The 24,222-nt window shown below is 65.6% G+C and carries 23 protein-coding genes; 10 read left to right on the forward strand and 13 right to left on the reverse strand.

The window, feature by feature from the left end; translation table 11 throughout:
• Window positions 1–33: 33 nt before the first annotated feature.
• The 3 genes from hemB to N2604_RS25290 all read left to right on the forward strand — a co-directional run bounded on the left by hemB (window position 34) and on the right by N2604_RS25290 (window position 2,742).
• On the forward strand, window positions 34–1,095 hold the full coding sequence (gene hemB, locus N2604_RS25280; RefSeq protein ID WP_260370867.1) for a porphobilinogen synthase: 1,062 nt from the start codon (window positions 34–36) through the stop codon (window positions 1,093–1,095).
• A gap of 259 nt (window positions 1,096–1,354) precedes the next feature.
• Window positions 1,355–1,897, forward strand: a complete 543-nt coding sequence (locus tag N2604_RS25285; RefSeq protein ID WP_260370868.1) for an RDD family protein — start codon at window positions 1,355–1,357, stop codon at window positions 1,895–1,897.
• A 68-nt stretch (window positions 1,898–1,965) separates the two neighbouring features.
• Complete coding sequence (locus N2604_RS25290) at window positions 1,966–2,742, forward strand: arginyltransferase (protein ID WP_260370869.1); 777 nt, start codon at window positions 1,966–1,968, stop codon at window positions 2,740–2,742.
• A gap of 60 nt (window positions 2,743–2,802) precedes the next feature.
• On the opposite strand, the gene N2604_RS25295 is transcribed toward N2604_RS25290, so the two are convergent.
• Window positions 2,803–4,155 (reverse strand): Nramp family divalent metal transporter, encoded by a 1,353-nt coding sequence (locus tag N2604_RS25295; protein WP_260370870.1) that lies wholly within the window; start codon window positions 4,153–4,155, stop codon window positions 2,803–2,805.
• A gap of 170 nt (window positions 4,156–4,325) precedes the next feature.
• On the opposite strand from N2604_RS25295, the gene N2604_RS25300 reads away from it, so the two are divergent.
• A complete protein-coding gene (locus tag N2604_RS25300) occupies window positions 4,326–5,570 on the forward strand; it encodes an MFS transporter (RefSeq protein WP_260370871.1) in 1,245 nt (414 codons plus the stop codon).
• 219 nt (window positions 5,571–5,789) lie between these two features.
• Here the strand turns inward: N2604_RS25300 and N2604_RS25305 are convergent, their stop codons facing one another.
• The gene (locus tag N2604_RS25305; protein WP_260370872.1) at window positions 5,790–7,049 is read right to left on the reverse strand and encodes an adenylate/guanylate cyclase domain-containing protein; all 1,260 of its coding nucleotides are present in this window, start codon (window positions 7,047–7,049) and stop codon (window positions 5,790–5,792) included.
• A gap of 178 nt (window positions 7,050–7,227) precedes the next feature.
• Here N2604_RS25305 and N2604_RS25310 point away from each other — a divergent pair, with 178 nt between their 5' ends.
• Both N2604_RS25310 and N2604_RS25315 read left to right on the forward strand, forming a co-directional pair.
• On the forward strand, window positions 7,228–8,385 hold the full coding sequence (locus N2604_RS25310; RefSeq protein WP_260370873.1) for an MFS transporter: 1,158 nt from the start codon (window positions 7,228–7,230) through the stop codon (window positions 8,383–8,385).
• Window positions 8,386–8,416: 31 nt separating this feature from the next.
• The gene (locus tag N2604_RS25315) at window positions 8,417–8,608 is read left to right on the forward strand and encodes a hypothetical protein (protein ID WP_260370874.1); all 192 of its coding nucleotides are present in this window, start codon (window positions 8,417–8,419) and stop codon (window positions 8,606–8,608) included.
• A gap of 6 nt (window positions 8,609–8,614) precedes the next feature.
• Here N2604_RS25315 and N2604_RS25320 read toward each other — a convergent pair whose 3' ends face one another.
• Together N2604_RS25320 and dmeF are read right to left on the reverse strand one after the other, a co-directional pair.
• Window positions 8,615–9,445, reverse strand: coding sequence for an N-acyl homoserine lactonase family protein (locus tag N2604_RS25320; RefSeq protein ID WP_260370875.1), 831 nt, complete (start codon window positions 9,443–9,445; stop codon window positions 8,615–8,617).
• A gap of 73 nt (window positions 9,446–9,518) precedes the next feature.
• Window positions 9,519–10,493: a CDF family Co(II)/Ni(II) efflux transporter DmeF gene (dmeF, locus tag N2604_RS25325; protein ID WP_260370876.1), complete on the reverse strand. Its 975-nt coding sequence runs from the start codon at window positions 10,491–10,493 to the stop codon at window positions 9,519–9,521.
• A 196-nt stretch (window positions 10,494–10,689) separates the two neighbouring features.
• Between dmeF and N2604_RS25330 the strand changes: the two genes are divergently transcribed.
• From N2604_RS25330 to N2604_RS25345, 4 genes are all read left to right on the forward strand, one after another.
• The gene (locus tag N2604_RS25330; RefSeq protein WP_260370877.1) at window positions 10,690–11,508 is read left to right on the forward strand and encodes a chromate resistance protein ChrB domain-containing protein; all 819 of its coding nucleotides are present in this window, start codon (window positions 10,690–10,692) and stop codon (window positions 11,506–11,508) included.
• Window positions 11,509–12,894, forward strand: a complete 1,386-nt coding sequence (gene chrA / locus N2604_RS25335; protein WP_260370878.1) for a chromate efflux transporter — start codon at window positions 11,509–11,511, stop codon at window positions 12,892–12,894.
• A gap of 92 nt (window positions 12,895–12,986) precedes the next feature.
• The gene (locus N2604_RS25340) at window positions 12,987–13,253 is read left to right on the forward strand and encodes a hypothetical protein (protein ID WP_260370879.1); all 267 of its coding nucleotides are present in this window, start codon (window positions 12,987–12,989) and stop codon (window positions 13,251–13,253) included.
• A gap of 175 nt (window positions 13,254–13,428) precedes the next feature.
• Window positions 13,429–13,785, forward strand: a complete 357-nt coding sequence (locus N2604_RS25345) for a hypothetical protein (protein ID WP_260370880.1) — start codon at window positions 13,429–13,431, stop codon at window positions 13,783–13,785.
• 56 nt (window positions 13,786–13,841) lie between these two features.
• Here the strand turns inward: N2604_RS25345 and N2604_RS25350 are convergent, their stop codons facing one another.
• From N2604_RS25350 to lepB, 9 genes are all read right to left on the reverse strand, one after another.
• A complete protein-coding gene (locus N2604_RS25350) occupies window positions 13,842–15,386 on the reverse strand; it encodes a GMC family oxidoreductase (RefSeq protein ID WP_260370881.1) in 1,545 nt (514 codons plus the stop codon).
• Window positions 15,387–15,390: 4 nt separating this feature from the next.
• Complete coding sequence (locus N2604_RS25355; protein ID WP_260370882.1) at window positions 15,391–16,941, reverse strand: ABC transporter substrate-binding protein; 1,551 nt, start codon at window positions 16,939–16,941, stop codon at window positions 15,391–15,393.
• A gap of 455 nt (window positions 16,942–17,396) precedes the next feature.
• Window positions 17,397–19,655: a DNA topoisomerase IV subunit A gene (parC, locus tag N2604_RS25360; protein ID WP_260370883.1), complete on the reverse strand. Its 2,259-nt coding sequence runs from the start codon at window positions 19,653–19,655 to the stop codon at window positions 17,397–17,399.
• A 60-nt stretch (window positions 19,656–19,715) separates the two neighbouring features.
• On the reverse strand, window positions 19,716–20,003 hold the full coding sequence (locus N2604_RS25365; protein ID WP_260370884.1) for a hypothetical protein: 288 nt from the start codon (window positions 20,001–20,003) through the stop codon (window positions 19,716–19,718).
• A 101-nt stretch (window positions 20,004–20,104) separates the two neighbouring features.
• Window positions 20,105–20,857: a DNA repair protein RecO gene (gene recO, locus N2604_RS25370; RefSeq protein ID WP_260370885.1), complete on the reverse strand. Its 753-nt coding sequence runs from the start codon at window positions 20,855–20,857 to the stop codon at window positions 20,105–20,107.
• 171 nt (window positions 20,858–21,028) lie between these two features.
• Window positions 21,029–21,409, reverse strand: a complete 381-nt coding sequence (locus tag N2604_RS25375; protein ID WP_260370886.1) for a hypothetical protein — start codon at window positions 21,407–21,409, stop codon at window positions 21,029–21,031.
• A 21-nt stretch (window positions 21,410–21,430) separates the two neighbouring features.
• Window positions 21,431–22,357 (reverse strand): GTPase Era, encoded by a 927-nt coding sequence (era, locus tag N2604_RS25380; RefSeq protein WP_260370887.1) that lies wholly within the window; start codon window positions 22,355–22,357, stop codon window positions 21,431–21,433.
• A complete protein-coding gene (gene rnc / locus N2604_RS25385) occupies window positions 22,347–23,213 on the reverse strand; it encodes a ribonuclease III (RefSeq protein ID WP_260370888.1) in 867 nt (288 codons plus the stop codon). The genes era and rnc overlap by 11 nt, the downstream gene beginning before the upstream one ends.
• On the reverse strand, window positions 23,210–23,974 hold the full coding sequence (gene lepB, locus N2604_RS25390; protein WP_260370889.1) for a signal peptidase I: 765 nt from the start codon (window positions 23,972–23,974) through the stop codon (window positions 23,210–23,212). The genes rnc and lepB overlap by 4 nt, the downstream gene beginning before the upstream one ends.
• Window positions 23,975–24,222 lie beyond the last annotated feature (248 nt).

Here is a 24,222-nt window from a genome sequence, read left to right on the forward strand (position 1 = left end):
GGTATAAGAATAATTCCAGCCGGAGGAAGAGTGATGGCGATCAAATACGGACGTCCGATCGAATTGCGCGAAGTTTCGCGCCGGGACAGCACCGCAGTGCCGCATGCCCTCGATCTGACCGTCCGTCCGCGCCGCAACCGCAAGGCCGAGTGGGCCCGGCGCATGGTGCGCGAGAACGTCCTCACCACCGACGATCTGATCTGGCCGCTGTTCCTGATCGACGGCACCAATAAGCGCGAGCAGGTCGCCTCGATGCCCGGCGTCGACCGCCTCAGCGTCGACCAGGCCGTGCGCGAGGCCGAGCGCGCCATGAAGCTGACCATCCCCTGCATCGCGCTGTTCCCCTACACCGATCCCGCCTTGCGCGACGAGGAAGGCACGGAAGCCACCAACCCGAACAACCTGGTCTGTCAGGCCGTGCGCGCGATCAAGAAGGAGTTTCCGGAGATCGGAATCCTCTGCGACGTCGCGCTCGATCCCTTCACCAGCCACGGCCATGACGGCCTGATCTCCGACGGCAAGATCCTGAACGACGAGACGGTCGCCGTGCTGGTGCGACAGGCCCTGGTGCAGGCCGAAGCCGGCTGCGACATCATCGCGCCTTCCGACATGATGGACGGCCGTGTCGCCGCGATCCGCGAGGGGCTGGACCGCGCCGGCCTGCTCGACGTGCAGATCATGGCCTACGCGGCGAAATACGCCTCGGCCTTCTATGGCCCGTTCCGCGACGCCATCGGCTCGGCCAAGACGCTCACCGGCGACAAGCGCACCTACCAGATGGACAGCGCCAACACCGATGAAGCGCTGCGCGAGGTCGAGCTCGACATCGCCGAGGGCGCCGACATGGTGATGGTGAAGCCCGGCATGCCATATCTCGACGTGGTCCGCCGCGTGAAGGACACGTTTGCGATGCCGACCTTCGCCTATCAGGTCTCCGGCGAATACGCGATGATCGCCGCGGCCGCGAACAACGGCTGGCTCGACGGCGACCGCGCCATGATGGAGAGCCTGCTCGCCTTCAAGCGCGCCGGCGCCGACGGCGTGCTGAGCTATTTTGCGCCGAAGGCGGCGGAAAAGCTGCGGGCCCAGACGTAAATTGTCGCGGCGCGAACCGCGCCCGAGCAACTCCCGTCATTCCGGGGCGATGCGATAGCATCGAACTATGGTGCGCGCTTGTGCACCTGAGAATCTCGAGATTCCGGGTTCTGTCCTGCGGACCGCCCCGGAATGACCGCGAGGAGAGATTCGCCCCCGAATCGCCGGAATATTTCGGCTTGCTGCCGCCCGCGCGCCCTTGGCACACGCATGGTCTGTTCCCATGTCCTGCCGCGGGGCTTCGCTGGGAGAACGGACTATGTCGTACGACTCGGGTAATTCAGGCGCCTGGCGCAATGACGGCGCCATGCAACCGCACGCCTACGACCCCGACCTGCATCCGGAGCTGTTCCGGGGCGTCGCGACGCGGCGGGTGTTCGCCTTCCTGATCGACATGGTCGTGATCTCGGTGCCGGTGATCCTCGGCTACATCTTCATCGCCTTGTTCGGCGTGGTCACCCTCGGCATCGGCTGGGCACTGTTCTGGATCGCCTGGCCGGCCTCCGTGATCTGGGCCATCGTCTATTACGGGGCCAGCATCGGCGGTCCGTCCTCCGCCACGGTCGGCATGCGCCTGATGGACCTGGAGCTGCGCACCTGGTACGGCGCGCCCGGCTATTTCGTGCTCGGAGCCACCCATGCCGTGCTGTTCTGGGTGACGGTCTCGTTCCTGTCGCCGTTCGTGGTGCTGGTCGGCCTGTTCAACGGCCGCCGTCGCCTGCTGCACGACTTCGTGCTGGGAACGGTCGTGATCAACAATTCGGTTCGCGTACCCGCACCCCAGGCGGCGCGGACGTGGTGAGCTAATCGATTGACCGGGGGCTTCTGGAGCGCGATGCTGATGCCTGTTTTGGAGGCCCACGACGTCCCTTGACCCAGCACTCGCGCGATACCCCCCAGTTTTACCTCACGGCGCCCTCCCCCTGCCCGTATTTGCCGGGCCGACATGAGCGCAAGGTATTCACGCATCTGGTCGGAGACCGCGCCGGTGACCTCAATGACCTGCTGACCCATGGCGGATTCCGCCGCAGCCAGTCCATCGCCTACCGGCCGGCCTGCGACCAGTGCCGCGCCTGCGTCTCGGTCCGGGTCATCGCCAACGAGTTCCGCCCCTCGCGCAACTTCCGCAAGGTAATGGCCCGCAACGCCGACATCATCGGCGAGCAGCGCAGCGCGGTGCCGACCTCCGAGCAATATTCGGTGTTCCGCGCCTATCTCGACGCCCGCCACCGCCACGGCGGCATGGCCGACATGACCGTGCTCGACTACGCCATGATGGTCGAGGATAGCCACGTCGAGACCCGCATCATCGAGTACCGCAAGCGCGGCCCCGACAGCGGCCTCACCGGCCGCGGCGAGGAGCTGATCGCGGTGGCGCTGACCGACGTCCTCAGCGACGGCCTGTCGATGGTCTATTCGTTCTTCGATCCGGGCCAGGTCAGCCGCTCGATGGGCACCTTCATGATCCTCGACCACATCGCGCGTGCGCGACGTCAGGGCCTGCCTTACGTCTATCTCGGCTACTGGATCGAGGGCTCCAAGAAGATGGACTACAAGGCCCGCTTCCTGCCGCAGCAGCGCCTCGCCCCGTCAGGCTGGCTGCGCATCGACGCGCAGGGCGACACGGCGTCCGAGCCGCAGGACTGAGCGGCGAATGGTGAGTGGCGAGTAGCGAATAGGACAACGCCCCCATTCGCCATTCGCCACTCACCCGAAAAAGGTATCCGTCAGCAACTTCAGATTCAAAATCACGATGACGCCCGCGACGATCCACGCAACCGCGGCGACCGATGTCGGAATCGCGAACTGGCCCATCTTGCGGCGGTCGGAGACGAAGCGGACTAGCGGGATCACTGCAAAAGGCAACTGCATCGACAGCACGACCTGGCTGAACACCAGCAAATCCGCCGTGCCGCGCTCGCCATAAACGGCGGTGACGATGATCACGGGAATAATGGCAATGCCGCGCGTGAGCAGGCGGCGCGCCCAGCTCGGCAGGCGCAGGTCGAGAAAGCCCTCCATCACGATCTGGCCGGCGAGTGTCGCCGTCACCGTCGAGTTGAGGCCCGAGGCGAGCAGCGCCACTGCGAACAGCGTCGAGGCGATGCCGAGACCGAGCAGCGGCGACAACAGCTCAAAGGCCTGGCCGATCTCGGCGACATCGGAATGGCCGCTTCTATGGAAGGTCGCGGCGGCCACGACGAGGATCGCTGCGTTGATGAACAGCGCCAGCATCAGCGCGATCGTCGAGTCCGTCGTCGCCCATTTGATCGCTTCGCGGCGCCCCGTATCGTTGCGTTCATAGGCGCGCGTCTGCACGATCGAGGAATGCAGATAGAGATTGTGCGGCATCACGGTGGCTCCGATGATGCCGATCGCGATGTAGAGCATGTCGGAATTGGTGAAGATCTCGCTCTTCGGCACGAAGCCGCGCAAGACCTCCGCCACCGGCGGAGCCGCCGCCGCGATCTGCACCACGAAGCAGACCGCGATCACCGCCAGCAGCGCGATGACGAAGGCCTCCAGGAAGCGGAAACCGCGGTTCATCAGGAGCAGCAGCAGGAAGGCGTCGAGGGCTGCGAGCAATGCGCCGCCGATCAGGGGAATGCCGAACAGCAGTTTCAGCGCGATCGCCGTGCCGATCACCTCGGCGAGATCGCAAGCGATGATCGCCGCCTCGCAGGCGAGCCAGAGCAGAAAGTTCACCGCCGGCGAATAGGTGGCACGGCAGGCCTGGGCGAGATCGCGGTCGGTGACGATGCCGAGCCGCGCCGCCAGCGACTGGAGCAGGATCGCCATCAAATTCGAGAGCAGGATGACGGAGAGCAGCGTGTAGCCGAACTTCGACCCGCCGGCGAGGTCGGTCGCCCAATTGCCGGGATCCATGTAGCCGACCGAGACGAGGTAGCCCGGCCCGACGAAGGCCAGCAGCCGCCGCCACCAGCGGCCCGCGGCGGGAATGGCGACTGTGGAATTGACCTCAGCGAGGCTTTTGGTGATGGGCGCGTCGGCGCGCCAGCCGGCGACGTCGGGCGTCATGTGGGGTGATCGGGCATCCATATCGGCAGAATACCCAACTTCGTTCTTATTGCAACTCATTTGCAACTGCATCTAGCGGCAAACGTTACCGCCGCGGACCGCGGGAAATCGCGCCTTGTCGGGAAGCGGGTGGGTTTGGTGGTCGTCGGGGGCCAACATTGGCGCAAATTCGCCTTTGCAGGATATGCGCCATGTCAACGCCCGCTCGCCTCCCTGACACTTTCAACCGCCTCGCCTGGTCCAATCTCGCAGCGCAGTCGGCCGAGCAGATTGCACTCGCGGCAGCGCCCATCGTCGCTGTGTTGACCTTGGGGGTGGGCGAAGGGCAGACCGGCCTGCTCCAGACCGCGCTCACCCTGCCCTTCGTCCTGTTCGCCATCCCCGCCGGCGTGCTCGCCGATCGCATCTCCCGCCGCAGGCTGATGGCGAGCGCCGAGGCGCTGCGGGCGGTGGCGCTCGCGGCCGTCGTGCTCCTGCTCGCGCTGGGAGCCCTCAATTTGCCGCTGCTGGCCCTGCTCGGCTTCGCCGCGGTGTGCGGCACCGTCGTTTACAGCGTGGCGGCGCCGGCGCTGGTGCCCTCGCTGGTAAGCTCCGACCTGTTGCCGGCGGCGAATGCGCGCATCGAGCTGGCGCGCACCGTCGCCTTCGCCAGCGGCCCCGCACTCGGCGGTGCGCTGGTGGGATGGTGGGGCGCGAGCCCGGCGTTCGGCTTTGCCGCGGCGCTCTCGGCCATTGCCGTCGTGCTGCTGTCCGGCATCTACGAGCCCGCGCGCGCGCCGGCGCCGCGGCGGCATCCGCTCCAGGAAATCCGCGAAGGCGCCGCCTTCGTGTTTCACCATCCGCTGTTGCGCCCGGTGTTCATCACCCAGTTCATCTTCAACACCGGCTGGTTCCTGCAGATCGCGGTGTTCGTACCCTACGCCGTGCGCCATCTCGGCCTGAGCGCCGCCGGTGTCGGCACGGTGCTGACGATGTACGGCGTCGGCATGGTGATCGGTGCGCTCCTCGCCACGCGCGTGATGAAGCGCATCGCCTTTGGCACCGTGGTGGGGCTCGGCCCCGTCACCGGCTTCGTCGCCGCCTTGGTGATGGCATCGACGGTGCTGGTCCCCTCGCCCTGGCTCGCCGGCTTGAGCTTCTTCCTGCTCGGCGTCGGCCCGATCCTGTGGGTGATCTCGACCACGACGCTGCGCCAGTCCGTGACGCCGCCGCGCCTGCTCGGCCGCGTCTCCGCCATCAACATCATGAGCTACGGCGCCCGCCCGCTCGGCTCGGCGCTGGGCGCGATCGTCGGCGGCCTCTGGAGCGCGGAAGCGTGCCTCTATCTTGCCGCCGCATTGTTCGGCGTGCAGGCGCTGGTGATCCTGCTGTCACCGGCGGTGGGACTGGACCGGCAGCCGGACATGGTGGGAGATGAGGCGGCGGCACGGTGTTAGCCACCGTGGAATGACGGCACGCCTCCTCTCGTGTCCCGGACGCGCCGCAACGCTCATAAGCGCGTTCACGCGCGTCTTCGACCCGCTATGGCGTTGCGGCCCAGAGCCGGGACCCCAGGAGCCACGCGACTCGCTGCATGGGCCCCGGCTCTGCAGCGCATCGCCGAAGGAGCGCTGCGCTGCGTCCGGGGCACGAGATTGCGCACGGCTATATTCGGGCTAACCCGCCAGATAGCGCTCGTAGCTGCCCCTGACCGGCTCGCTCGCGTCGACTTCCGGATCAAGCGTATAGAGATCCTGCGCGCGGCCGATGCCGCGCAGCGCGTAGCGGCCGGTGGAGACGAGGTAGCGGCGGCCGGCGGCGTCGAGGCCCTTGTAGAACTCGGACGAGGCCAGGAGCTCGCGATCGACCGAGCGGCTCATCGAGGCGATGCGGCTGACCTCGTTGACGGTCGGGCCGACCACGGTGAAATCAAGCCGGTCCTCGCTGCCGATATTGCCGTAGAAGACCTCGCCGACATGCAGGCCGATATAGGCTGACGTGGTCGGACGGCCCTCCGCCGCCCGCCGCTCATTCAGCGCGGCGACATTCTTGCGGAACAGGTGCTCGGCGCGGAGCGCGGCACGCCGCGCATCCGCCATGTCCTCGCCCCAGAACATCGCGAGCACGCCGTCGCCGATCAGCTTCAGCACGTCGCCGCCGGCTTCGTGGATCGGATCGATCACGGCCTGCGCATAGTCGTTGAGAAAAGGGATGATCTCGTCGGGACCGATGCTCTCGCTGATGCCGGTCGAGCCGCGCAGGTCCGAATACCACAGCACGGCGTTGATGCGCTCGGTGACGCCGCGCGAGATGCGCCCGCGCAGCACCTGCTCGGAGGCGTCGCGGCCGAGATAGACGCGGCCGAGCGTGCGCGCGATGTCGACCTGCTGCGCCGATTTGATCGCAAGCCCCAGCACCGGAACCAGATCGCGCAGCGCGTCCAGCTCCAGTCCGGAGAAACCGCTCTCGCGGCGGGTGGTCCAGCAGGAATAGAGGCAATCCATCAGGCCGAGCGCGCCATTCTCGCCGAAGCGGTGGACGAAGGCGAGATAGTGCTTGTGGCCCTTCTCGGCGAGCTCGCCGATCTGCGAGAAATCCATCGACGGCGCATCGGCGAGATCGATCACCATCTCGTCCTCGCCATTCTCGAGCATGTGAAAGAACACCGAGCGGCGCCAGCTCTTGGCGGCGTCGCCATCTGCGGTCGAGCCGTATTCGAACGCATCGCTCTCGTTGCTGGGACGATCGCTCCAGCGGAAGCCGCGGCCCTCATAGATCGGATGCAGCGTGTCGATGACGACGAGGCCACGCGACAGTTCCAGCCCCTCGGCGCAGCAGCGCTCGCAGAAGCCGCGGAGCAGTTCATTTTCGGGCAGGCCCGTAAGCCCCTGGCTGGTGATCCAGTTCATCAGGGAGAGGCGCGAGGTGACTTGCATACGCCATTATGGCGTGCATTCGTGACGGGCGAAAGGCGCAAGCCACGCGTAAGCCGAGCGCGAGGTTCCCCGTCCCGCGCAGGTCGAATATGCCGCAGCCGCGGTTGACGCGCTAGTCGCGCGGGCGGCAAATGCTTGCGATGATGATGTTGTCGGCCAGAATCGAAAGCACGCGCGGATGACCCAGCGCCAGCTTCCGATCATCCTGGCGCTCGGCACCACGCAGACGCTGGCCTGGGCCTCCAGCTATTATTTGCCGGCGCTGCTCGCCGATCCCATGTCGCGCGACCTCGGTGTCTCCTCCAACTGGATCTTTGGTGCGTTCTCGGCCGCGCTGGTGATCTCGGCAATGCTCGGCCCGCGCATCGGACGGCAGATCGATCTCGTCGGCGGCCGTCAGGTCCTGTCGGCTTCCAATCTGACTATTGCCGCCGGCCTCGTGCTGCTCGGCCTCTCGCAATCCGTGACGGTGATGGCGATCGCCTGGCTGGTGCTCGGCATCGGCATGGCGATGGGCCTCTACGATGCCGCCTTCGCCGCTTTGGGGCGCATCTACGGCACCGAGGCGCGCCGGCCGATCACCGGCATCACGCTGATGGCGGGCTTCGCCTCCACCGTCGGCTGGCCGCTCACCGCCTGGGGCCTGTCGCATATCGGCTGGCGCGAGACCTGCTTTGCCTGGGCCGCCGCCAACATCCTGATCGGCCTGCCGCTCAATTTCTTCATGCTGCCGGTCATCAAGGGCGCGAAGCAGGCGGCGGCCACGGCCGAGAAGCCACATGTGCCGCTCGACCGCACCATGCTCTTGCTGGCCTTCATCTTCGCGGCGGTCTGGACCGTCACCGGCGCCATGGCCGCGCATTTCCCGCGCATCCTGGAGACGACGGGGGCCTCGCCGGCCGAGGCGATCGCGGCCGGCGCATTGATCGGCCCGGCGCAAGTCGGTGCCCGCATGCTGGAAGCCGGCTTCCTCAGCCGCTTCCATCCGCTGTGGTCGACGCGGCTCGCCTGCTTGACCCACCCGGTCGGCGCCGTGATCGTCGCGATCTTCGGCGGCGCTGCGGCGAGCGCGTTCGCGTTGTTCCACGGCTCCGGCAACGGCATTCTGACGATCGCGCGCGGCACGCTGCCGCTGTCGATCTTCGGCCCGAAGGATTTCGGCTATCGCCTCGGCATCATCGGCGCACCGGCACGAATGGCGCAGGCGGTGGCGCCACTCGCCTTCGGCCTGCTCATCGACCTCATGGGCGCCAACGTGCTGATCGTCTCATCCGCGCTCAGCCTCTCGGCACTGGCCGCGCTGTTGCTGATCCGCGCCGGGCGGCGGCCGGATTGACCGCAACAACGCTTTCGCGCACAAGCGGTCCATGAGCGACGACAACAGCCCGCCACGCACCTTCAAGGGCCTCTTGCGCTGGGCGACCACGCCACCACAGGCCTGGGGAGTCTATCTGCTCGCCGTCCTGCTGGTCTGGCTGCTCTCGTTCTACGCCGGCACGCTGAAGCCGAGGAAGACGCCGGAGGCGAGCCCGCCGACGACGACTGCGCCGAAAGGCTGATCCGCCTCAGTCGTAAAACTCCGGCGCCATCTTCTGGCTGTCGCGCTGGACCTTGTCGTGGTTGATCCAGAGCTGCGCCTTCTCCTTGGCGAGCGTGTCGGCGATCTTCTGCATCGAGGCCGCGCTCTGGTCCTTGTCGACGTTCATGCTGGGCACGCGGCGGTTGTCCCAGTTATCCCTGAAGTGCACGGCATCGCCCGACAGCACCACCGCACCGGTCTTGGGCAATTTCACCAATAGCGACTGGTGCCCGGGGGTGTGGCCGGGCGTCGACAGGATGGTCACGCTGCCGTCGCCAAAGACATCCTTGTCGCCCGTGAGCAGCTCGGCCGGGTGCGAGGGCTTGAAGCGCGGCGCGTTGTTGGCGCCGGGCCAGTCATATTCGGCTTTCTGCACGTAGAGCAGCGACTGCGGAAACAGCTCGACATTGCCGGTATGGTCCGGATGCGTGTGCGAGACCGCCATGGCCTTGACGTCGTCGGGCTTGATGCCGAGCTGCTCGAGCTGGGCGGCAAGGGTCTTCGGCCGGCGCCAGGTTACGGCCTTGGGGTCGGCCGGTACCAAGCCGTTCGGCATGGCCGCGACGGCATCGGCGATGCCGGTGTCCCACAGGAACCAGCCCTTGGCGTGCTTGATCAGGTAGCAGGTGTCGACGAAGTCCATCGCCTTGCCTTCGTTCAGGCCGGGCGTCCAGCGCGAGATGTCACCCGCGGTGCCCTCCCCGCAATTGAGCACGTAGAGCTTCTCGACGCCGGTCTTGTCCGATTGCGCCAGCGCCCCGGGCGCGAACAGAACGAGTGCAGCGGCGACGACGGCGAACGTGGTCCTGGGCATCATTGTTCCTCCCATACTGCTATGCTGGCAGCGATCGAGCATCAACCCCGGCCGCGCAGCAGAATTCCGGCCCCTGTCAATGCGGACAGGTCTCGACCTCGACCGTGACGTGGCTGAGGCCCTTCAGCCCCGCGAGCCGCCGCTTGTAGACGGCCGGCTGTTTCGGCTTGTCCGAGACCACCGAGAGCAGCACGGCACAATGGCCGGGGCCGACCTGCCACAGATGCAGATCGGTGACGCGGTCCTCGCCGACCTCCATGCGGGCGCGGATCACCCGCTCCAGCTTCTCGTCGGCGCGCACGTCGAGCAGCACCGCACCCGATGACTTGATCAGACCGAATGCCCAGCTTGCGATCACGATGCTGCCGATCAGGCCGACGGCCGGGTCAGCCCAGACCCAGCCCGAATACATGGCGACGACGAGCGCCGCGATCGCCAGCACCGAGGTTGCGGCATCGGTCATGACATGGACATAGGCCGCGCGGAGGTTGTTGTCGTGGTGATGACGATGGCCGTGATGGTGGCGATCATGCTCATGGTCATGCTCGTCGTGGTCATCATGCGCCTGGCCGTGACCGTGATGATGATGATCGTGGCTGTCGCGCAGCAGCCACACGCTGGCGAGGTTGACGCACAGCCCGAGAGCGGCCACCGCGATCGCCTCGCCATAGACGATCGGCACCGGATTGATCAGCCGCAGCACGCTCTCATAGGCGATTTCGACCGCGATCAGGCCGAGGATGATCGCGCTGGCGAAGGCGGCAAGGTCGCCGAACTTGCCGGTGCCGAAGGTGAAATGTGCATTGCCCAGATGCCGCCGCGCAAAGCGATAGGCGAAGGCGGCAATGCCGAGCGCCGCCGCATGCGTGCCCATGTGCCAGCCGTCGGCGAGCAGCGCCATCGAACCGAACAGCGAGCCGGCCACGATCTCGCCGACCATCATGACCAGCGTCAGCACCACCACGAACCAGGTGCGGCGCTCGTTCTCGTCGTGCTTCTCGCCCAGAAAGGCGTGGTCATGGGTCCATTGTTCGATGGAATGGGAATGCATCGAATTCTCCCGAAGATTCAGGTCCGTTGGCCTCCAATATAGACGGCAGGCAGCAATTTTCTAAGGTCCGATCGCCCCGCGGATTGACAGTGCTTCTTAGTTTCGCTGTAATCTGCGCCATGGGGATTTGAGCGATCTCCCCACGAGGCGACAGGCCCAAGCATCGCGTCCCGTTTAGTTCTTGCGAGGACGCATCATGTCTACATTCACGACCATATCATCCGACAAAATGGCACGGCTGATCGGCACGGCGAACGCGCCTGTTCTGATCGATGTGCGCACCGAGCAGGATTTCGCCGCCGACCGGCGGCTGATTCCCGGCTCGATCAAGCTCAGCCACGACAACGTGACGGACTGGGGCGGCGCCTTTGCCGGCCGCCGCGCCGTGGTCTCCTGCCTGCGCGGCGAGAAGCTCGCGCAAGGCACCGCGGCCTGGTTGCGCCAGCTCGGCGTGCAGGCCGAGACGCTGGAGGGCGGCTTCGAGGGCTGGAAGGCAGCCAAGCTGCCGCTGGTCGACGCCCGCAAGCTGCCGCCGCGCGATGCCAAGGGGCGCACCGTCTGGGTGACGCGGGCGCGGCCGAAGGTCGACCGCATCGCCTGCCCGTGGCTGATCCGCCGCTTCGTCGATCCGGGCGCAGTGTTCCTCTATGTCGCGCCGTCCGAGGTGGTCGCCGTCGGCGAGCGCTTTGGCGCAGCGCCCTTCGACATCGAGAACGTGTTCTGGAGCCACCGCGGCGAGCTCTGCACCTTCGACGTGATGATCGAGGAGTTCGGCATCGCGACGCCACCCCTGCTGCGGCTCGCGACGCTGGTGCGCGGTGCCGACACCGCGCGGCCCGAACTCGCGCCGGAGGCAGCCGGCCTGCTCGCGGCCTCGCTCGGGCTGTCGCGCATGTATGACGACGACCTCGAGCAGCTCGAAGCCGGCATGCTGCTCTATGATGCCTTCTACCGCTGGTGCCGCGACGCCACCACCGAGACCCACAACTGGCCGACCAACAAGTTGAAGGCGTAAATGGATATCCGCAACGTTCAAGCAGGAGCTGACGCCGGTCACGGCGTCAGCTTCAACGAAGCCTTTCGCGTCTGGCTCCGCGTCGCCTCCTTGAGCTTTGGAGGGCCCGCGGGCCAGATCGCGGTGATGCACCGCATCCTGGTCGAGGAGAAGAAGTGGATCTCTGAGGGCCGTTTCCTGCATGCGCTGAACTATTGCATGCTGCTGCCGGGACCCGAGGCGCAGCAGCTCGCGACCTATGTCGGCTGGCTGATGCATCGCACCGCCGGCGGGCTGATGGCGGGCGGGCTGTTCATCCTGCCCGGCATCATCGCCATCATGGGTCTCAGCTACATCTATGCCGCATTCGGCAATGTCAGCTTCGTCGAGGCGCTGTTCTTCGGCCTCAAGGCCGCGGTGCTCGCCATCGTCGTCGAGGCCGTGGTCCGCGTCGGCAAGCGCGCGCTGAAGAACCGCATCATGATCGCGCTCGCGGCGGCGGCCTTCGTCGCGATCTTCTTCTTCGCAGTCCCCTTCCCGATCATCATCATCGCCGCCGGCATCATCGGCTATGCCGGCGCGCGCAGCGGCCGGCCGGAATTCGCGCCGGCCGGTCACGGTCATGGCGGCAGCGGCGCCGCGATCGACAGCATGCTCGGCGAGGCCGTGCCCGACCACGTGCGTCCCAACACCACGCGCGCGATCCGCGTCGGTGCAATATGGCTGGCGCTTTGGCTGGTGCCGGTGATCGCGCTGCTGATGGCCTTCGGCGAGCCGAATGTATTCAGCCAGATCGCATTGTTCTTCTCGAAAATGGCGCTGGTCACGTTCGGCGGTGCCTACGCGGTGCTGGCCTATGTCGCGCAGCAGGCCGTCGAGCATTATCATTGGCTCAAGCCGCACGAGATGCTCGACGGTCTCGGCATGGCCGAGACCACGCCGGGCCCGCTGATCATGGTGCTGCAATTCGTGGGCTTCATGGCGGCCTATCGCGACTCCAGCGGCCTGTCGCCGATGCTGGCGGCCACGCTCGGCGGACTGCTCGCAACCTGGGTCACCTTCACGCCCTGCTTCCTCTGGATCTTCGTCGGCGCGCCCTATATCGAGCGCCTGCGCGGCAACACCGGCCTCGCCGGCGCGCTCAGCGCGATCACCGCTGCCGTGGTCGGCGTGATCCTCAACCTCTCGATCTGGTTCGCGCTGCACACGCTGTTCCGCGAAACCGTGCCGTTGCATGCATTTCCGCTGAACTTCGATATGCCGGTGCTCAGAAGCGTCGACGTGCCGGCGCTGCTGCTGGCGATCGCGGCGGCCACCGCGATCTTCCGCTTCAAGCTCGGCATGCTGACGGTGCTGGCGGGCAGCTGCGCGGCGGGCGTGGCGCTCCGGCTGGCGGGGGTGATCTGATGCCAGGGATGTGACCAATCGTGAGGCCAGGATGTGTTGGAACGCTGCGGCTGAACGCCATCTAAGCAGGCGGGGCGTTTGGAGACACAGCGATGCGTTTCATTCTGGCCTTGAGTCTTCTTATCACCTTGGGCGGCGTTGCCGACGCGGCACAGGCGCATCACGCACACCGGCGGCATGCGACTGTTCATTCCAGTCAGGGCATGATCCCGTCAGCTCCCGCTTCAGGTTTTGCCTACGCGCCGGCACCCCACGGCGCCCCGGCCTACCCTGGTTCTACTGAGCCGTATTATGGCGCTTCTCAAGGTTATGCGCCCGGCGAAAAGGAGCGATTTCTGGGCAGTCTGTTCAGCCCGTAGAGAGGTCGAACCGCCACGAACGGATGCACGCGCGCAGCGCGGGTAATGTCACCGATGGGCACCGCAAAGAGTGGTCGTCGCAACTCAACCGATCGTTATATTGATTCAAATCAACGGTGGCCGGGATACTTCGAGATCGACTGCGTGATGCCTCTCATCTTCGCAGGAGACGAACATGCGGTCACTTGCAATTGCGGCAGCCTTGAGCCTGACGCCGGTTTCGGCTTTCGCCGTCTCCGACTGCCGGGTCACGGGTAATCCTTCAGTGTTTGGCGTCGACATGACGGCCTACTTCGCAATCAGATCAGGGCAAACGTGCAATTTCCCGATGCGAATTCCGGGAGCGATGGATAAGTCGGGCGTTTCCCAGAAGCCCGCGCACGGGACGCTCAGGCAGATCAATGTAACGACATTCAGGTACACCGCGGCGTCCGGATACAAGGGCAACGATACGTTTGCCATCTACGGCGAAGGCAAAGGTCCGTACGGTTCAGGCAGATCGATCATGACGGTGAATGCAACGATAGAATAGGCCGCCGAAGTTTTGGCGAAGGCGGCACGCCGTGGCATGGCACCGTCCTTGTGGCCTTACCGCATCATCATCCGCGCGATCGCTTCCCCGATCACCACCGTGGTGAAGTGCGTGTTGGCGCGGCAATCGGATGGCATGATCGACGCGTCGGCGACGCGCAGGCCGCTGATTCCCTTCACGGTGCCGTCGGGGTTGACCACGCCATCCACGTCGCCCACACCGCTCATGCGGCAGCTGCCTGCGGCATGCTGGATGTCGCCGGTCTCACGGCGCAGCACCGAGTCGAGCTCGTGATCGGGCAGGCTGGCGGCCTGCGGCAGCGTCAAATCCGTGTCGGCGAGCCTGATCCAGTCGGCAATGCCTGACAGCGCCGGCTGCGAGGTGATGACGGCGAGGCGTTTCACCGCATCCATCATGCGCAGCATGTCGCGGGGATCGGCCAGCATGTTTTCCTCGACGACGGGATCGATTGCAGGATCGGTCGAGGCCAGCTTGAGCGTTCCACGCGAATAGGCGTTGAACAACCCCGCGCCGATCGCTCCGGGGTTGCCGATGCCGCGGTGATTGAAGGCGATCAGGATCATGTCGCGCTTGCCGCCATTGGCGAGGCCCGAGGAATAGGTCACGCAGCAATTGGTGTGGCGCGTATCGGGATCGGTGGGACGAAGCTCCTCCCGCAGCTGGATCGTGGCGCGAAACAGCGGATGATCGAAGAAATGGCGGCCGACCGGCAGATCGCGCGCGACCGCGATCCCCATCGCCTTCAATTCCTCGGCCGGACCGATGCCCGAGCGCAGCAGGATCGCCGGACTATGAATGGCGCCGGCGCACAGCACGATCTGGCGTGCGCTGATCTCGTGGGTGCCCTGCCCCTCGATATGGACGCGGACGCCCGTCGCCCGTCCGTCGCTGATCAGCACGCGATCGACCAGCGCATGCCCGCGGATCTCCAGATTGGCGCGCCCGCGCGCGGGCTCGAGATAGCCCTCGTTGGTGGTGATGCGACGCAAGTTGCGGCTGTTGATGGGGTAGCACGCAACGCCCTCGCCGTCAGGGCCATTGACGTCGGCGCACCAGGGATAGCCGCTCGCCAGCGCCGCATCGCGCAAGCCCCGGTCGATCGGGCCCCATGTCTCCGGCGGCGCGCGATAGACCGGCAACGGCCCGCCGCGCCCGTGTCCCTCGGCGTCACCGAACTCCAGATCGTCCTCGATCACGGAGAACAGCGGCATCACCTCCTTGGCCGACCAGCCGGCGCAGCCATTGGCGGCCCATTCGTCGAAGGCATCGGCAACGCCGCGGATCGCGATCTGGCCGTTCATCATCGACGAGCCGCCGAGCCCCTTGCCGCGCCAGTAGAAGCGCGGCTCCTGCCCCGCGACGCGGCGCGTCAGAAGATCGGGCCATTGCCATTTCTCCTGATACTCGCGCTTGTGGATGATCGGGATCGGATTCGGCGTCCTCACCTCCCAGGGCGCCTCGTCAGCGCGCCAGTCGAGCCCTGCTTCGAGCAGCAGGACGCGCCGTGCCGGATCCTCGGAGAGCCATGCGGCAACAGCGGCGCCAGCGGAGCCGCCGCCGACAACAATGACATCGTACATCGCGTTACTTCTCAACGTTCCAGAACACCGGGATAGCCGACGGTATCAGACCACGCAGAGTGGCGCGATAGGCGGCGGGCTGGGCGAACTGGCCCCACGGAATTGCAGGGGCCTGATCGTACATGACGGCCTGGATCTCGCCCGCGATCTTCTTGCGGTCCGCCTCTGCGGGCGCCTTGGCGAAGGCTTCCATCAGAGGGGTGATGCGCGCATCGCATTGCCAGCCGGTGAAGTCGGCACAGTTGAAGGCGACCATGACATTGGTCAGCGGCGAGCCCAGATCGAAGCCGCCGGCGTGGACGCCATAGACGCTCCAGCCCTCCTTCTTGGCGCGGCGCGCCAGCACGCTCGCCCAGTCCATCACCTGCAGATCGACGTTGAAGCCGGCAGCCTTCAGCCGCTCGGCGAGCACCTGCGCCGAAACGCGCGGGGCTTCGAGGTCGTTGGCCTGCATGACGACCACCGGCTCGCCGGCATATTTGGTCGCCTTCAGCGCAGCCTTCGCCGCTTCGATCGAGGGCTTGGCCGCAGCTTCCGTGCCGGCCTTGCTCTCGTAGGTGGTGCCGCAGGTGAAGTAGGTCGCGCAAGGAGTGGCGTATTTGGCGTCGAGCCCGAGCGCATCAAGCACTTCGCGCTGGTCGACCAGCTTCCACAGCACGCGGCGGATTTCTGGATCGTCGAACGGTTTCGAGGCGGCGTTGAGACGATAGGCACCGGCGAACATGTTGCCGCCAGTGAAGTTGACCAGCTTGACGCGCGTGTTCTTCTCCAGCTGCGGCAACAGATCGAAAGGCGCGTACTGCATGAAATCCACTTCACCGGCCTGCAGCGCAGAAGCGGCGGTCGCACCATCGGGAATGACGCGGATCTCGAGCGTGTCGACATTGACGCGCTTGCCGCCGGCCAGGAAGTCGGCGGGCTCGGGGCGCGGCACATAGTCGCCGAACTTCTTCAGGATCATGCGGTCGCCGGTGCGGTGGTCGGCCTTGCTGTAGACGAACGGTCCGGAGCCGATGATCTCGGCGATGCGCTGGTCGCCCGGCGTCTTCGCGATGCGCTCGGGCATCATGAAGGCGACCGGGCTGACTGGATTGGCGAGTGCGTCGATGACGAGCCCGGACGGCTCCTTCAGCGTCAGCACGAAAGTCTTCGCATCGGCCGGCTCGAGCGAAGCCGTGATCGCGAAAATGCGGCGGCCGAGCGCGCTGCGCGTGCCCCAGCGACGCAGCGAGGCGACGCAATCGGCCGCCGTGACCGGCTGGCCGTCATGCCATTTCAGACCGTCGCGCAGCGTGAACGTGTAGGTCAAGCCGTCAGGCGAGACCTTCCAGTCCTGCACCATTTGCGGCTTGACGTCGCCCTTGGAATCCTTGGCAAACAGCGTGTCGAACACCATGTAGCCGAACGTGCGCGTAATGTAGGCCGTGGAGAAATGCGGATCGAGCGTGACGATCTCCGCCTCGAGCACCGCGACGAGATTGTCCGCCGCACGTGCGGGCGCCGCCACCAGCGCGAGGCCGAACAGCGCCGGAATGCAAGCCTTCAGTTTGAGCATTGGGATGTTTTGCCTTTTGACCAGCCGTTTGCAGTCGCCAGGAAAAAGCAATGTTCGTGCCCGCACGTATGCGCTCGTGGCTAGCTGCCACGCGTTTGCGGGATGCACACAACTTGGGTTGGAGAGCGAGGCTATCGCAGCTCGTCATTGCGAGCCAACGGGTCCGCGCGAAGCGCGGCCCGATGACAGGCTCCGCGAAGCAATCCAGAGTCTTTCCGCAAGAGGATTCTGGATTGCTTCGCTGCGCTCGCAATGACCGCGGGGAAGCAGAGAGCGCCACATCCTCGTGCCCCGGACGCGGCGCAGCGCTTCTTCAGCGGTGCGCCGCAGAGCCGTCTCCCAGCAATCCGTGCAGCATGGGTCCCGGCTCTGCGCAGCAACGCCATAAGCGCGACTACGCGCGTCTTCGACGCGCTATGGAGCGTTGCAGCGCGTCCGGGACACGAGAGCCGCTCCTACCCGATCACCCGGCCGAACTTGTTCGACTTCGGGAAACCCTTCGGCGCCAGGCGGCCGGCGTCGGCGCGGGTGCCTTGCCACTCCGCGAGCTCCTTCATGGTCGCGGAGAATTCGCGTCCTGCGGAGTCCTTCCAGGTCAGACCCGCCTTGGAGTCGAAGACCGCAACGTCGGACAGGCCGCCGTCCTTGTACTTCTGCAGGCGCACGCCGCGGCCGCGGGCCATTTCCGGCACCTGGTCGAGCGGGAAGACCAGCATCTTGCGGTTCTCGCCGATAACGGCGACGGTGTCGCCCGTCACCTCGGTGATCGCGCGCGCCTCGTTCGGCATGTCCACGTTGAGGACCTGCTTGCCCTTCTTGGTGGTGCCGACGCAATCGTCCTCATTGACGACGAAGCCCTGGCCCTCGTGGCTGGCGATCAGGAATTTGCGGCCGCCCTTGTTGACGAACAGCGCGACGGGCGCGGCCTCCTGCTCCAAATCGATGAACAAGCGGATCGGCTCGCCATGGCCGCGGCCGCCCGGCAGCTTCGCAACGTCGAGCGAGTAGAATTTGCCGTTGGTGGCGAACAGCAGCAGCTTCGAGGTCGTCTCGGCAAAGAAGGCGAAACCGAGCTTGTCGTCCTGCTTGAAGGCGAGGCCCGAGAGATCCTCGACATGGCCCTTCATGGTGCGGATCCAGCCCTTGTCGGAGACCACGACGGTGACAGGCTCGCGCTCGACGAAGGCCTCCTCGATCGCGGCGAGATCGTGCTCGGGCGCATCCGCGAAGGTGGTGCGGCGCTTGCCGAGCGGTGTCTTGGGTCCGAACATGTCGCGGACCTTGCCGACCTGCTCGCCGACCTTCTTCCACTGCTCGGGTTCGGAGGCGAGCACCGCATTGATGCCCTTGAGCTCGGCGCGGAGGTTCTTGTCCTCGGTACGGATCTCCATCTCCTCGAGCTTGCGCAGGGAGCGCAGGCGCATGTTGAGGATGGCTTCCGCCTGCACTTCGGTGAGCTTGAACGCCTTCATCAGCTCAGGCTTAGGCTCGTCCTCGGTGCGGATGATCCTGATCACCTTGTCGATGTTCAGATAGGCGATCAGGAAGCCGCCGAGGACTTCAAGCCGGTGCTCGATCTGCGCCTTGCGGTAGTTGCTGCGGCGGATCAGCACATCGCGCAGATGGTCGAGCCACTCCCGCAAGCACTCCGCGAGGCCCACGACCTTGGGGATGCGGCCCTTGATCAGCACGTTGAGGTTCAGCGGAATCTTGTTTTCGAGTTCGGTGAGCCGGAACAGCGATTCCATCATCAGCGCCGGGTCGACGTTCTTGGATTTCGGCTCGATGACGAGGCGCACATCCTCGGCGGACTCGTCGCGGACTTCGGCCACCAGCGGCAGCTTCTTCTGGTCGAGCAGCTCGGCGATCTTCTCGACCATCCGCGACTTCTGCACCAGGAACGGAATCTCGGTGACGACGACGACCCAGGTGCCGCGCGCGCCCTCTTCCTGCGTCCACCGCGCACGGACGCGGAACGAGCCGCGGCCTGTCGTGTACGCCTCCGCAATCGCCTGCTTGGAATCGACGATGATGCCGCCGGTCGGGAAGTCCGGTCCCTTGACCCATTTCAAGAGCGCCTTCGACTTCGCGTCGGGCTTCTCGATCAGGTGCAGCGCGGCATCGCACAGCTCGGCGGCATTGTGCGGCGGGATCGAGGTCGCCATGCCGACCGCGATGCCCTGCGCACCGTTGGCGAGCAGGTTCGGGAAACCGCCCGGCAGCACGACGGGTTCCTTCGACTGGCCGTCGTAATTGGCGCGGAACTCGACGCCGTCCTCGTCGATGCCCTCGAGCAGAAGCCGCGCGACGTCGGTCATGCGCGCTTCGGTGTAGCGGTAGGCGGCGGGGTTATCGCCGTCGATGTTGCCGAAATTGCCCTGGCCGTCGACCAGCGGGTAGCGCGAGGAGAAGTCCTGCGCGAGACGGACCATGGCATCGTAGATCGCCTGGTCGCCATGCGGATGGAACGAGCCCATCACGTCGCCGACGATCTTGGCCGACTTCTTAAAGGCGGTGCCGGGGTCGAGCCGGAGCAGGCGCATGCCGTAGAGGATGCGCCGGTGCACCGGCTTCAAGCCGTCGCGCGCGTCCGGCAGCGCACGGTGCATGATGGTGGAGAGGGCATAAGCGAGATAGCGCTCTTCCAGCGCCTCACGCAGCGGCACCTCATGGATTTCAGCCGGCTCTTGCGGCGGAACGATTCGTTTTCCCATGCCGCCCGGTTAAACCGTGGAAGCGAATCGGGCAAGATCGAATGGTTCCCTGTGGGCGGCCTACTGGCCTGCCCAGCCGGCTGTGACGGTCTGGGTTTGGGCTGGACCAGGTGTTTGCGCAGGCGCCGGCGCATTGGTCAGGCAACGGCGGGCGGCCGCGATCTCGGCCTCGGTCGCACCATGGGACCGCGCCCATGTCTCTGCGGCGGCAGCGGAATATTTCGCCACATAGTACCGCACCACCGTGCACGAGGCCCGGCGAAATACCCCGGGCTGCGGCTCGCCGGCCGTGGCGTCGGGCGCGAACGCAAGCAGCGTCGCGGACAAGGCGAATCCCCTGATCAACATTTGGGCTGTCCCCCGATGTGGAACCGGAGGGCCAATTCCGGTCGGGCCGATTTTGTTCCCTGGAACCGCATGCCCTAGTGCAAGGCTGGGCAGCCGTTACGTCATGGTGCAGGGATCGCCGCCCTCGCCTGCTGCCGGATCAAGGCGTTGATGAAGCCGGCCCGCGCATCGGAATGGCCCTGGCCGCGCGGCTCCAGCACGTGACGGAGCAGAAACAAGCCCGTCAGCCGGAAGCCGTCCTGGAGATCCTGGTCGGTGAGATCGCTCGCGGTTTCGCCCTGGCGCAGGAACGGCGGCAGGCGCAACAGCCGGTCGCGCCACGGCTCGCCCGCGCCGCGCGATACCGCGCCGCCGGATTTCGGCGAGACATAGATCAGGTCCGTGGTCTCGCCGGTCACCGCACAATTGTCCAGCGCCAGGCCGAAACCGAGCTCGGCGAGCATCGCCAGCTCGAAATGGATCAGGTGCACGGCGGCGCTGCCGATGTCGTCGAAATCGTCGAGCGAATGTTCGAGCAGCGCAAAGATGTCCTCATGCGGATCGCGCTCCGGCAACAGCCGCGCAATCGAGGCGAGATGGGTGACGCCGTAGACACCGTGGGACGATGCCAGCAGCGTCGCCGCGCGTAGCTTCAGGCCCTCGATCGTATAAGTGCCCAGATGCTCGTCGAGCCGCGCCCGCCACACCGCACTGACGCTGTTCCCCGGCTGCAGCAGCGGCCGCATCCGCGAGCCGGCCCCGCCGCGGACGAGCCCGAGATGCCGGCCATGCGCGCGCGTCAAGAGCTCGACGATGGCGCTAGACTCGCCATGCCGCCGCACGCCCAGCACGATGCCTTCATCGGTCCATTCCATGAGGGGAATACTACAGGATTCCAGTGCCTCTCGCACGCACTCGTGCCCCGGACAAAACGCGGCGCGCCAGCGACGCGTTGCCGAGCCGGGGCCCATCTCTCCGCGCGCTCCTGGGTCCCGGCTCTGCGGCGCAGCGCTGACGCGCTGCACCTTGTCCGGGACACGAGGCCCTCACGCGTTGAACCAGCCCTGCGCGTCGCCGCTGAAGGAGAAATACAGGCCGATCGTCGTCAGCGCGCAGGAGACGATCTCGATGGCGCTGTCGAGCTCCAGGCCCTTCTCGCCGATGATCCGGCCGAGCGAGATCACCGACAGCACGAGGGCCGCCGCCAGCACCCAACGCGGCCAGTTCTTGCGATGATGCGCGGCCAGCCGGACGAAATAGAGCAGCAGGAGGATCATGCCCCCGGCGAGCAACGTCCCGGTCATGATCATCTGCTCGGTCACCTCGGCATTGGGCGTGCGGTCCTGCACGGCGACCGAGACGGCATCCAGCATCAACGATGCATAGAGCAGCGCTTCGAAGCGCTGGACGTTGGCGGGTAGGCTCATCGAATGCCGATCTTTTCTTGGTTATTCTTTCGGGAAGTCCAGGCCCATCTCGCGGTAGCGATCGGGATCGTCGCCCCAGTTCTCGCGCACCTTGACGAACAGGAACAGGTGCACCGGCACGTCCAGGATCTGCATCAGCTCCTTGCGCGAGTCGGCGCCGATCGACTTGATGGTGGCGCCGCCCTTGCCGAGCACGATCTTGCGCTGGCTTTCGCGCTCGACAAAGATCGTCTGCTCGATCCGCACCGACTTGTCCTTGCGCTCCTCCCACTTGTCGGTCTCGACCGTGGACTGGTAGGGCAATTCCTGGTGCAGCTTCTGATAGATCTTCTCGCGGGTGATCTCGGCTGCCAGCTGCCGCATCGGCGCGTCCGACATCTGGTCCTCAGGATAGAGGAACGGGCCCGGCGGCACCATGTCCGCGAGCGTCTTGCGGATGTCGTCGACGCCGTCGCCGGAGATTGCCGAGATCATGAACGTCCGCACGAAGCTCATGCGCTCGTTGGCGGCCTGCGCCAGCGCCAACAGCTTCTCGCGCTGGACCAGATCGACCTTGTTGATGACGAGGATCTTGTCGTGATTGACGCTGGCCGCCTTGGCGAGGATCGCCTCCGCCTCCTCGTCGATCCCCGTCTTAGCATCGAGCAGCACGCAGACGAGATCGGCATCGTGGGCCCCGCTCCAGGCGGTCGAGACCATGGCGCGGTCGAGCCGGCGCTTGGGCGAGAAGATGCCGGGCGTGTCGACCAGGATGATTTGCGCGTTGTTCTCGATGACGATGCCGCGGATCAGCGCGCGCGTGGTCTGCACCTTGCGCGATACGATCGTGACCTTGGCGCCGACCAGCGCGTTGACCAGCGTCGACTTGCCGACATTCGGCGCGCCGATCAGCGCGACGAAGCCGCAGCGCGTCGCGCTGGGTGCCTCGCCGCTTGCTTCAACCGTCATTGCCGCCGCCGACGCCTTCGCGTTCGATCATCACTGACGCTGCCACCTTCTCTGCCGCGCGCTTGCTGCCGCCGATGCCCTCGGCCGGGGCCAGGCCCGGCAGATCGACAGCGACACGGAACTGCGGATCGTGATGCGGGCCGGTGCGCTCGACCTCGCGATATACAGGCGTCGGCAGTCCCTTGCCTTGCGCCCATTCCTGCAGCACGGTCTTGGGATCGCGCAACGGACGGCGCGGCTTGTGCATCCGCTCGGTCCAGTTGCGCTTGACGAATTCGGCTGCCGCCGCATGGCCGCCGTCGAGGTAGATGGCGCCGATCACGGCCTCGCAGATGTCGCCGAGAATGGATTTGCGCAGGCGGGCATCGGCACTGGAGCCGACCGAGCCCAGCTTGATGTCGTCGACGAGACCGAGCGACTTGGCGACGTCCGCGCAGCTCTCCTTGCGCACCAGCTCGGCAAGCCGCTTGGACAGCTCGCCTTCGTCGGCGTTCGGGAAGGCGTGATAGAGCATGTCGGAGACGACGAGCCCGAGCACATGGTCGCCGAGGAATTCCAGCCGCTGATAGCTGTCGCCGCGCTTGCGCCCGGACTTCAGGGCCGAGACATGCGTGATCGCCTGCATCAAGAGGTTCGGGTCGGCAAAGCTGTGGCCGATGCGCGCTTCGACCGCCGCACTCGCGTCCGTGCCCTTGGCCTTGCTGCTGCGCGCCCGCTTCTTCTTCGGAGATGCCTTGTCGGCAGATGCCTTGTCAGCAGATGTTTTGTTTGCAGGCGACTTGGTCGCAGCTTCCCCTTCGGGGCCCGCCTGCGCCTCGATCGGTTGGGTCGCGATGTCCTTGGCTTCGTCTTTCATCGGACGATTTTGAAGAAGCGATTCCAGCGCACCGCCCAAGGCCAGCGCCAGAACATCCAGGCATGCTCGCCTTCAGCGATGGAGAAGAAGATCATTTGGGCGCGGCCGATCAAGTTCTCCTGCGGGACATAGCCGACCTGGCCGAGAAAGCGGCTATCGGTGGAATTGTCGCGGTTGTCACCCATCATGAAGAAGTGGCCGGCCGGCACGGTGTAGACGTTGGTGTTGTCCATGTAGCCGTTGTCGGCGCAGTCCAGCGTCTCATAGGACACGCCGTTCGGCAGCGTCTCTTTCCAACGCTTCACCCGGGAGATGCCGCTGCCCTCCGACCCGCAGGGGTCCTCGCCGACATATTCGCTCATGCGCTGCCGCTCGACGGGCGTATCGTTGATGTAGAGCAGCCCGTCCCGCATCTGGACGCGGTCGCCGGGAAGCCCGATCACGCGCTTGATGTAGTCGGTGGAATCATCCTTCGGCAGACGAAACACGACGATGTCGCCGCGGTTCGGGTCCGAGCCCCAGATCCGTCCCGAGAACAGCGGCGGCGAGAACGGAATCGAATAATGGCTGTAGCCGTAGGAATATTTCGAGACGAACAGATAGTCGCCGACCAGCAGCGTCGCCTTCATCGAGCCTGATGGGATGTTGAAGGGCTGAAACAGGAAGGTGCGGATCACGAGCGCGATCAGGAGAGCGTGAATGACGACCCGGATCGTTTCGCCGACGCCGCTCTCAGTTTTCGTTCCTGAAGTCACGCTCATTGCTCTCTCAATTCCGGCCGGCGGTCACAGAGCGCCCTCCTGGCGCGAACAGCCCATTGCTTCGCGGCCCATGGAGATTGTCCTGATTCTGATAGTGAGGGCCAATTCCGGCGTAAAGCCGAATTCGCCCAAGCTGATTTGCGTCGGCGGACTTTTAAACGGTTGTCGGGGGCCACGCAATCAAGGATCGCATCAAAACTAAATAAGACTTTGATTTCAAATACGAATTATAAAATCGACGGGATCGC

Source organism: Bradyrhizobium sp. CB1015, from assembly GCF_025200925.1.
In the GTDB taxonomy this organism is placed as follows: Bacteria; Pseudomonadota; Alphaproteobacteria; order Rhizobiales; family Xanthobacteraceae; genus Bradyrhizobium.

Coding starts and splice junctions, on each gene's coding strand:
- hemB (WP_260370867.1), top strand. CDS start 34: ATGGCGATCAAATACGGACGTCCGATCGAATTGCGCGAAGTTTCGCGC.
- N2604_RS25285 (WP_260370868.1), top strand. CDS start 1,355: ATGTCGTACGACTCGGGTAATTCAGGCGCCTGGCGCAATGACGGCGCC.
- N2604_RS25295 (WP_260370870.1), bottom strand. CDS start 4,155: ATGGATGCCCGATCACCCCACATGACGCCCGACGTCGCCGGCTGGCGC.
- N2604_RS25300 (WP_260370871.1), top strand. CDS start 4,326: ATGTCAACGCCCGCTCGCCTCCCTGACACTTTCAACCGCCTCGCCTGG.
- N2604_RS25305 (WP_260370872.1), bottom strand. CDS start 7,049: ATGCAAGTCACCTCGCGCCTCTCCCTGATGAACTGGATCACCAGCCAG.
- N2604_RS25310 (WP_260370873.1), top strand. CDS start 7,228: ATGACCCAGCGCCAGCTTCCGATCATCCTGGCGCTCGGCACCACGCAG.
- N2604_RS25315 (WP_260370874.1), top strand. CDS start 8,417: ATGAGCGACGACAACAGCCCGCCACGCACCTTCAAGGGCCTCTTGCGC.
- N2604_RS25320 (WP_260370875.1), bottom strand. CDS start 9,445: ATGATGCCCAGGACCACGTTCGCCGTCGTCGCCGCTGCACTCGTTCTG.
- dmeF (WP_260370876.1), bottom strand. CDS start 10,493: ATGCATTCCCATTCCATCGAACAATGGACCCATGACCACGCCTTTCTG.
- N2604_RS25330 (WP_260370877.1), top strand. CDS start 10,690: ATGTCTACATTCACGACCATATCATCCGACAAAATGGCACGGCTGATC.
- chrA (WP_260370878.1), top strand. CDS start 11,509: ATGGATATCCGCAACGTTCAAGCAGGAGCTGACGCCGGTCACGGCGTC.
- N2604_RS25340 (WP_260370879.1), top strand. CDS start 12,987: ATGCGTTTCATTCTGGCCTTGAGTCTTCTTATCACCTTGGGCGGCGTT.
- N2604_RS25345 (WP_260370880.1), top strand. CDS start 13,429: ATGCGGTCACTTGCAATTGCGGCAGCCTTGAGCCTGACGCCGGTTTCG.
- N2604_RS25350 (WP_260370881.1), bottom strand. CDS start 15,386: ATGTACGATGTCATTGTTGTCGGCGGCGGCTCCGCTGGCGCCGCTGTT.
- N2604_RS25355 (WP_260370882.1), bottom strand. CDS start 16,941: ATGCTCAAACTGAAGGCTTGCATTCCGGCGCTGTTCGGCCTCGCGCTG.
- parC (WP_260370883.1), bottom strand. CDS start 19,655: ATGGGAAAACGAATCGTTCCGCCGCAAGAGCCGGCTGAAATCCATGAG.
- N2604_RS25365 (WP_260370884.1), bottom strand. CDS start 20,003: ATGTTGATCAGGGGATTCGCCTTGTCCGCGACGCTGCTTGCGTTCGCG.
- recO (WP_260370885.1), bottom strand. CDS start 20,857: ATGGAATGGACCGATGAAGGCATCGTGCTGGGCGTGCGGCGGCATGGC.
- N2604_RS25375 (WP_260370886.1), bottom strand. CDS start 21,409: ATGAGCCTACCCGCCAACGTCCAGCGCTTCGAAGCGCTGCTCTATGCA.
- era (WP_260370887.1), bottom strand. CDS start 22,357: ATGACGGTTGAAGCAAGCGGCGAGGCACCCAGCGCGACGCGCTGCGGC.
- rnc (WP_260370888.1), bottom strand. CDS start 23,213: ATGAAAGACGAAGCCAAGGACATCGCGACCCAACCGATCGAGGCGCAG.
- lepB (WP_260370889.1), bottom strand. CDS start 23,974: ATGAGCGTGACTTCAGGAACGAAAACTGAGAGCGGCGTCGGCGAAACG.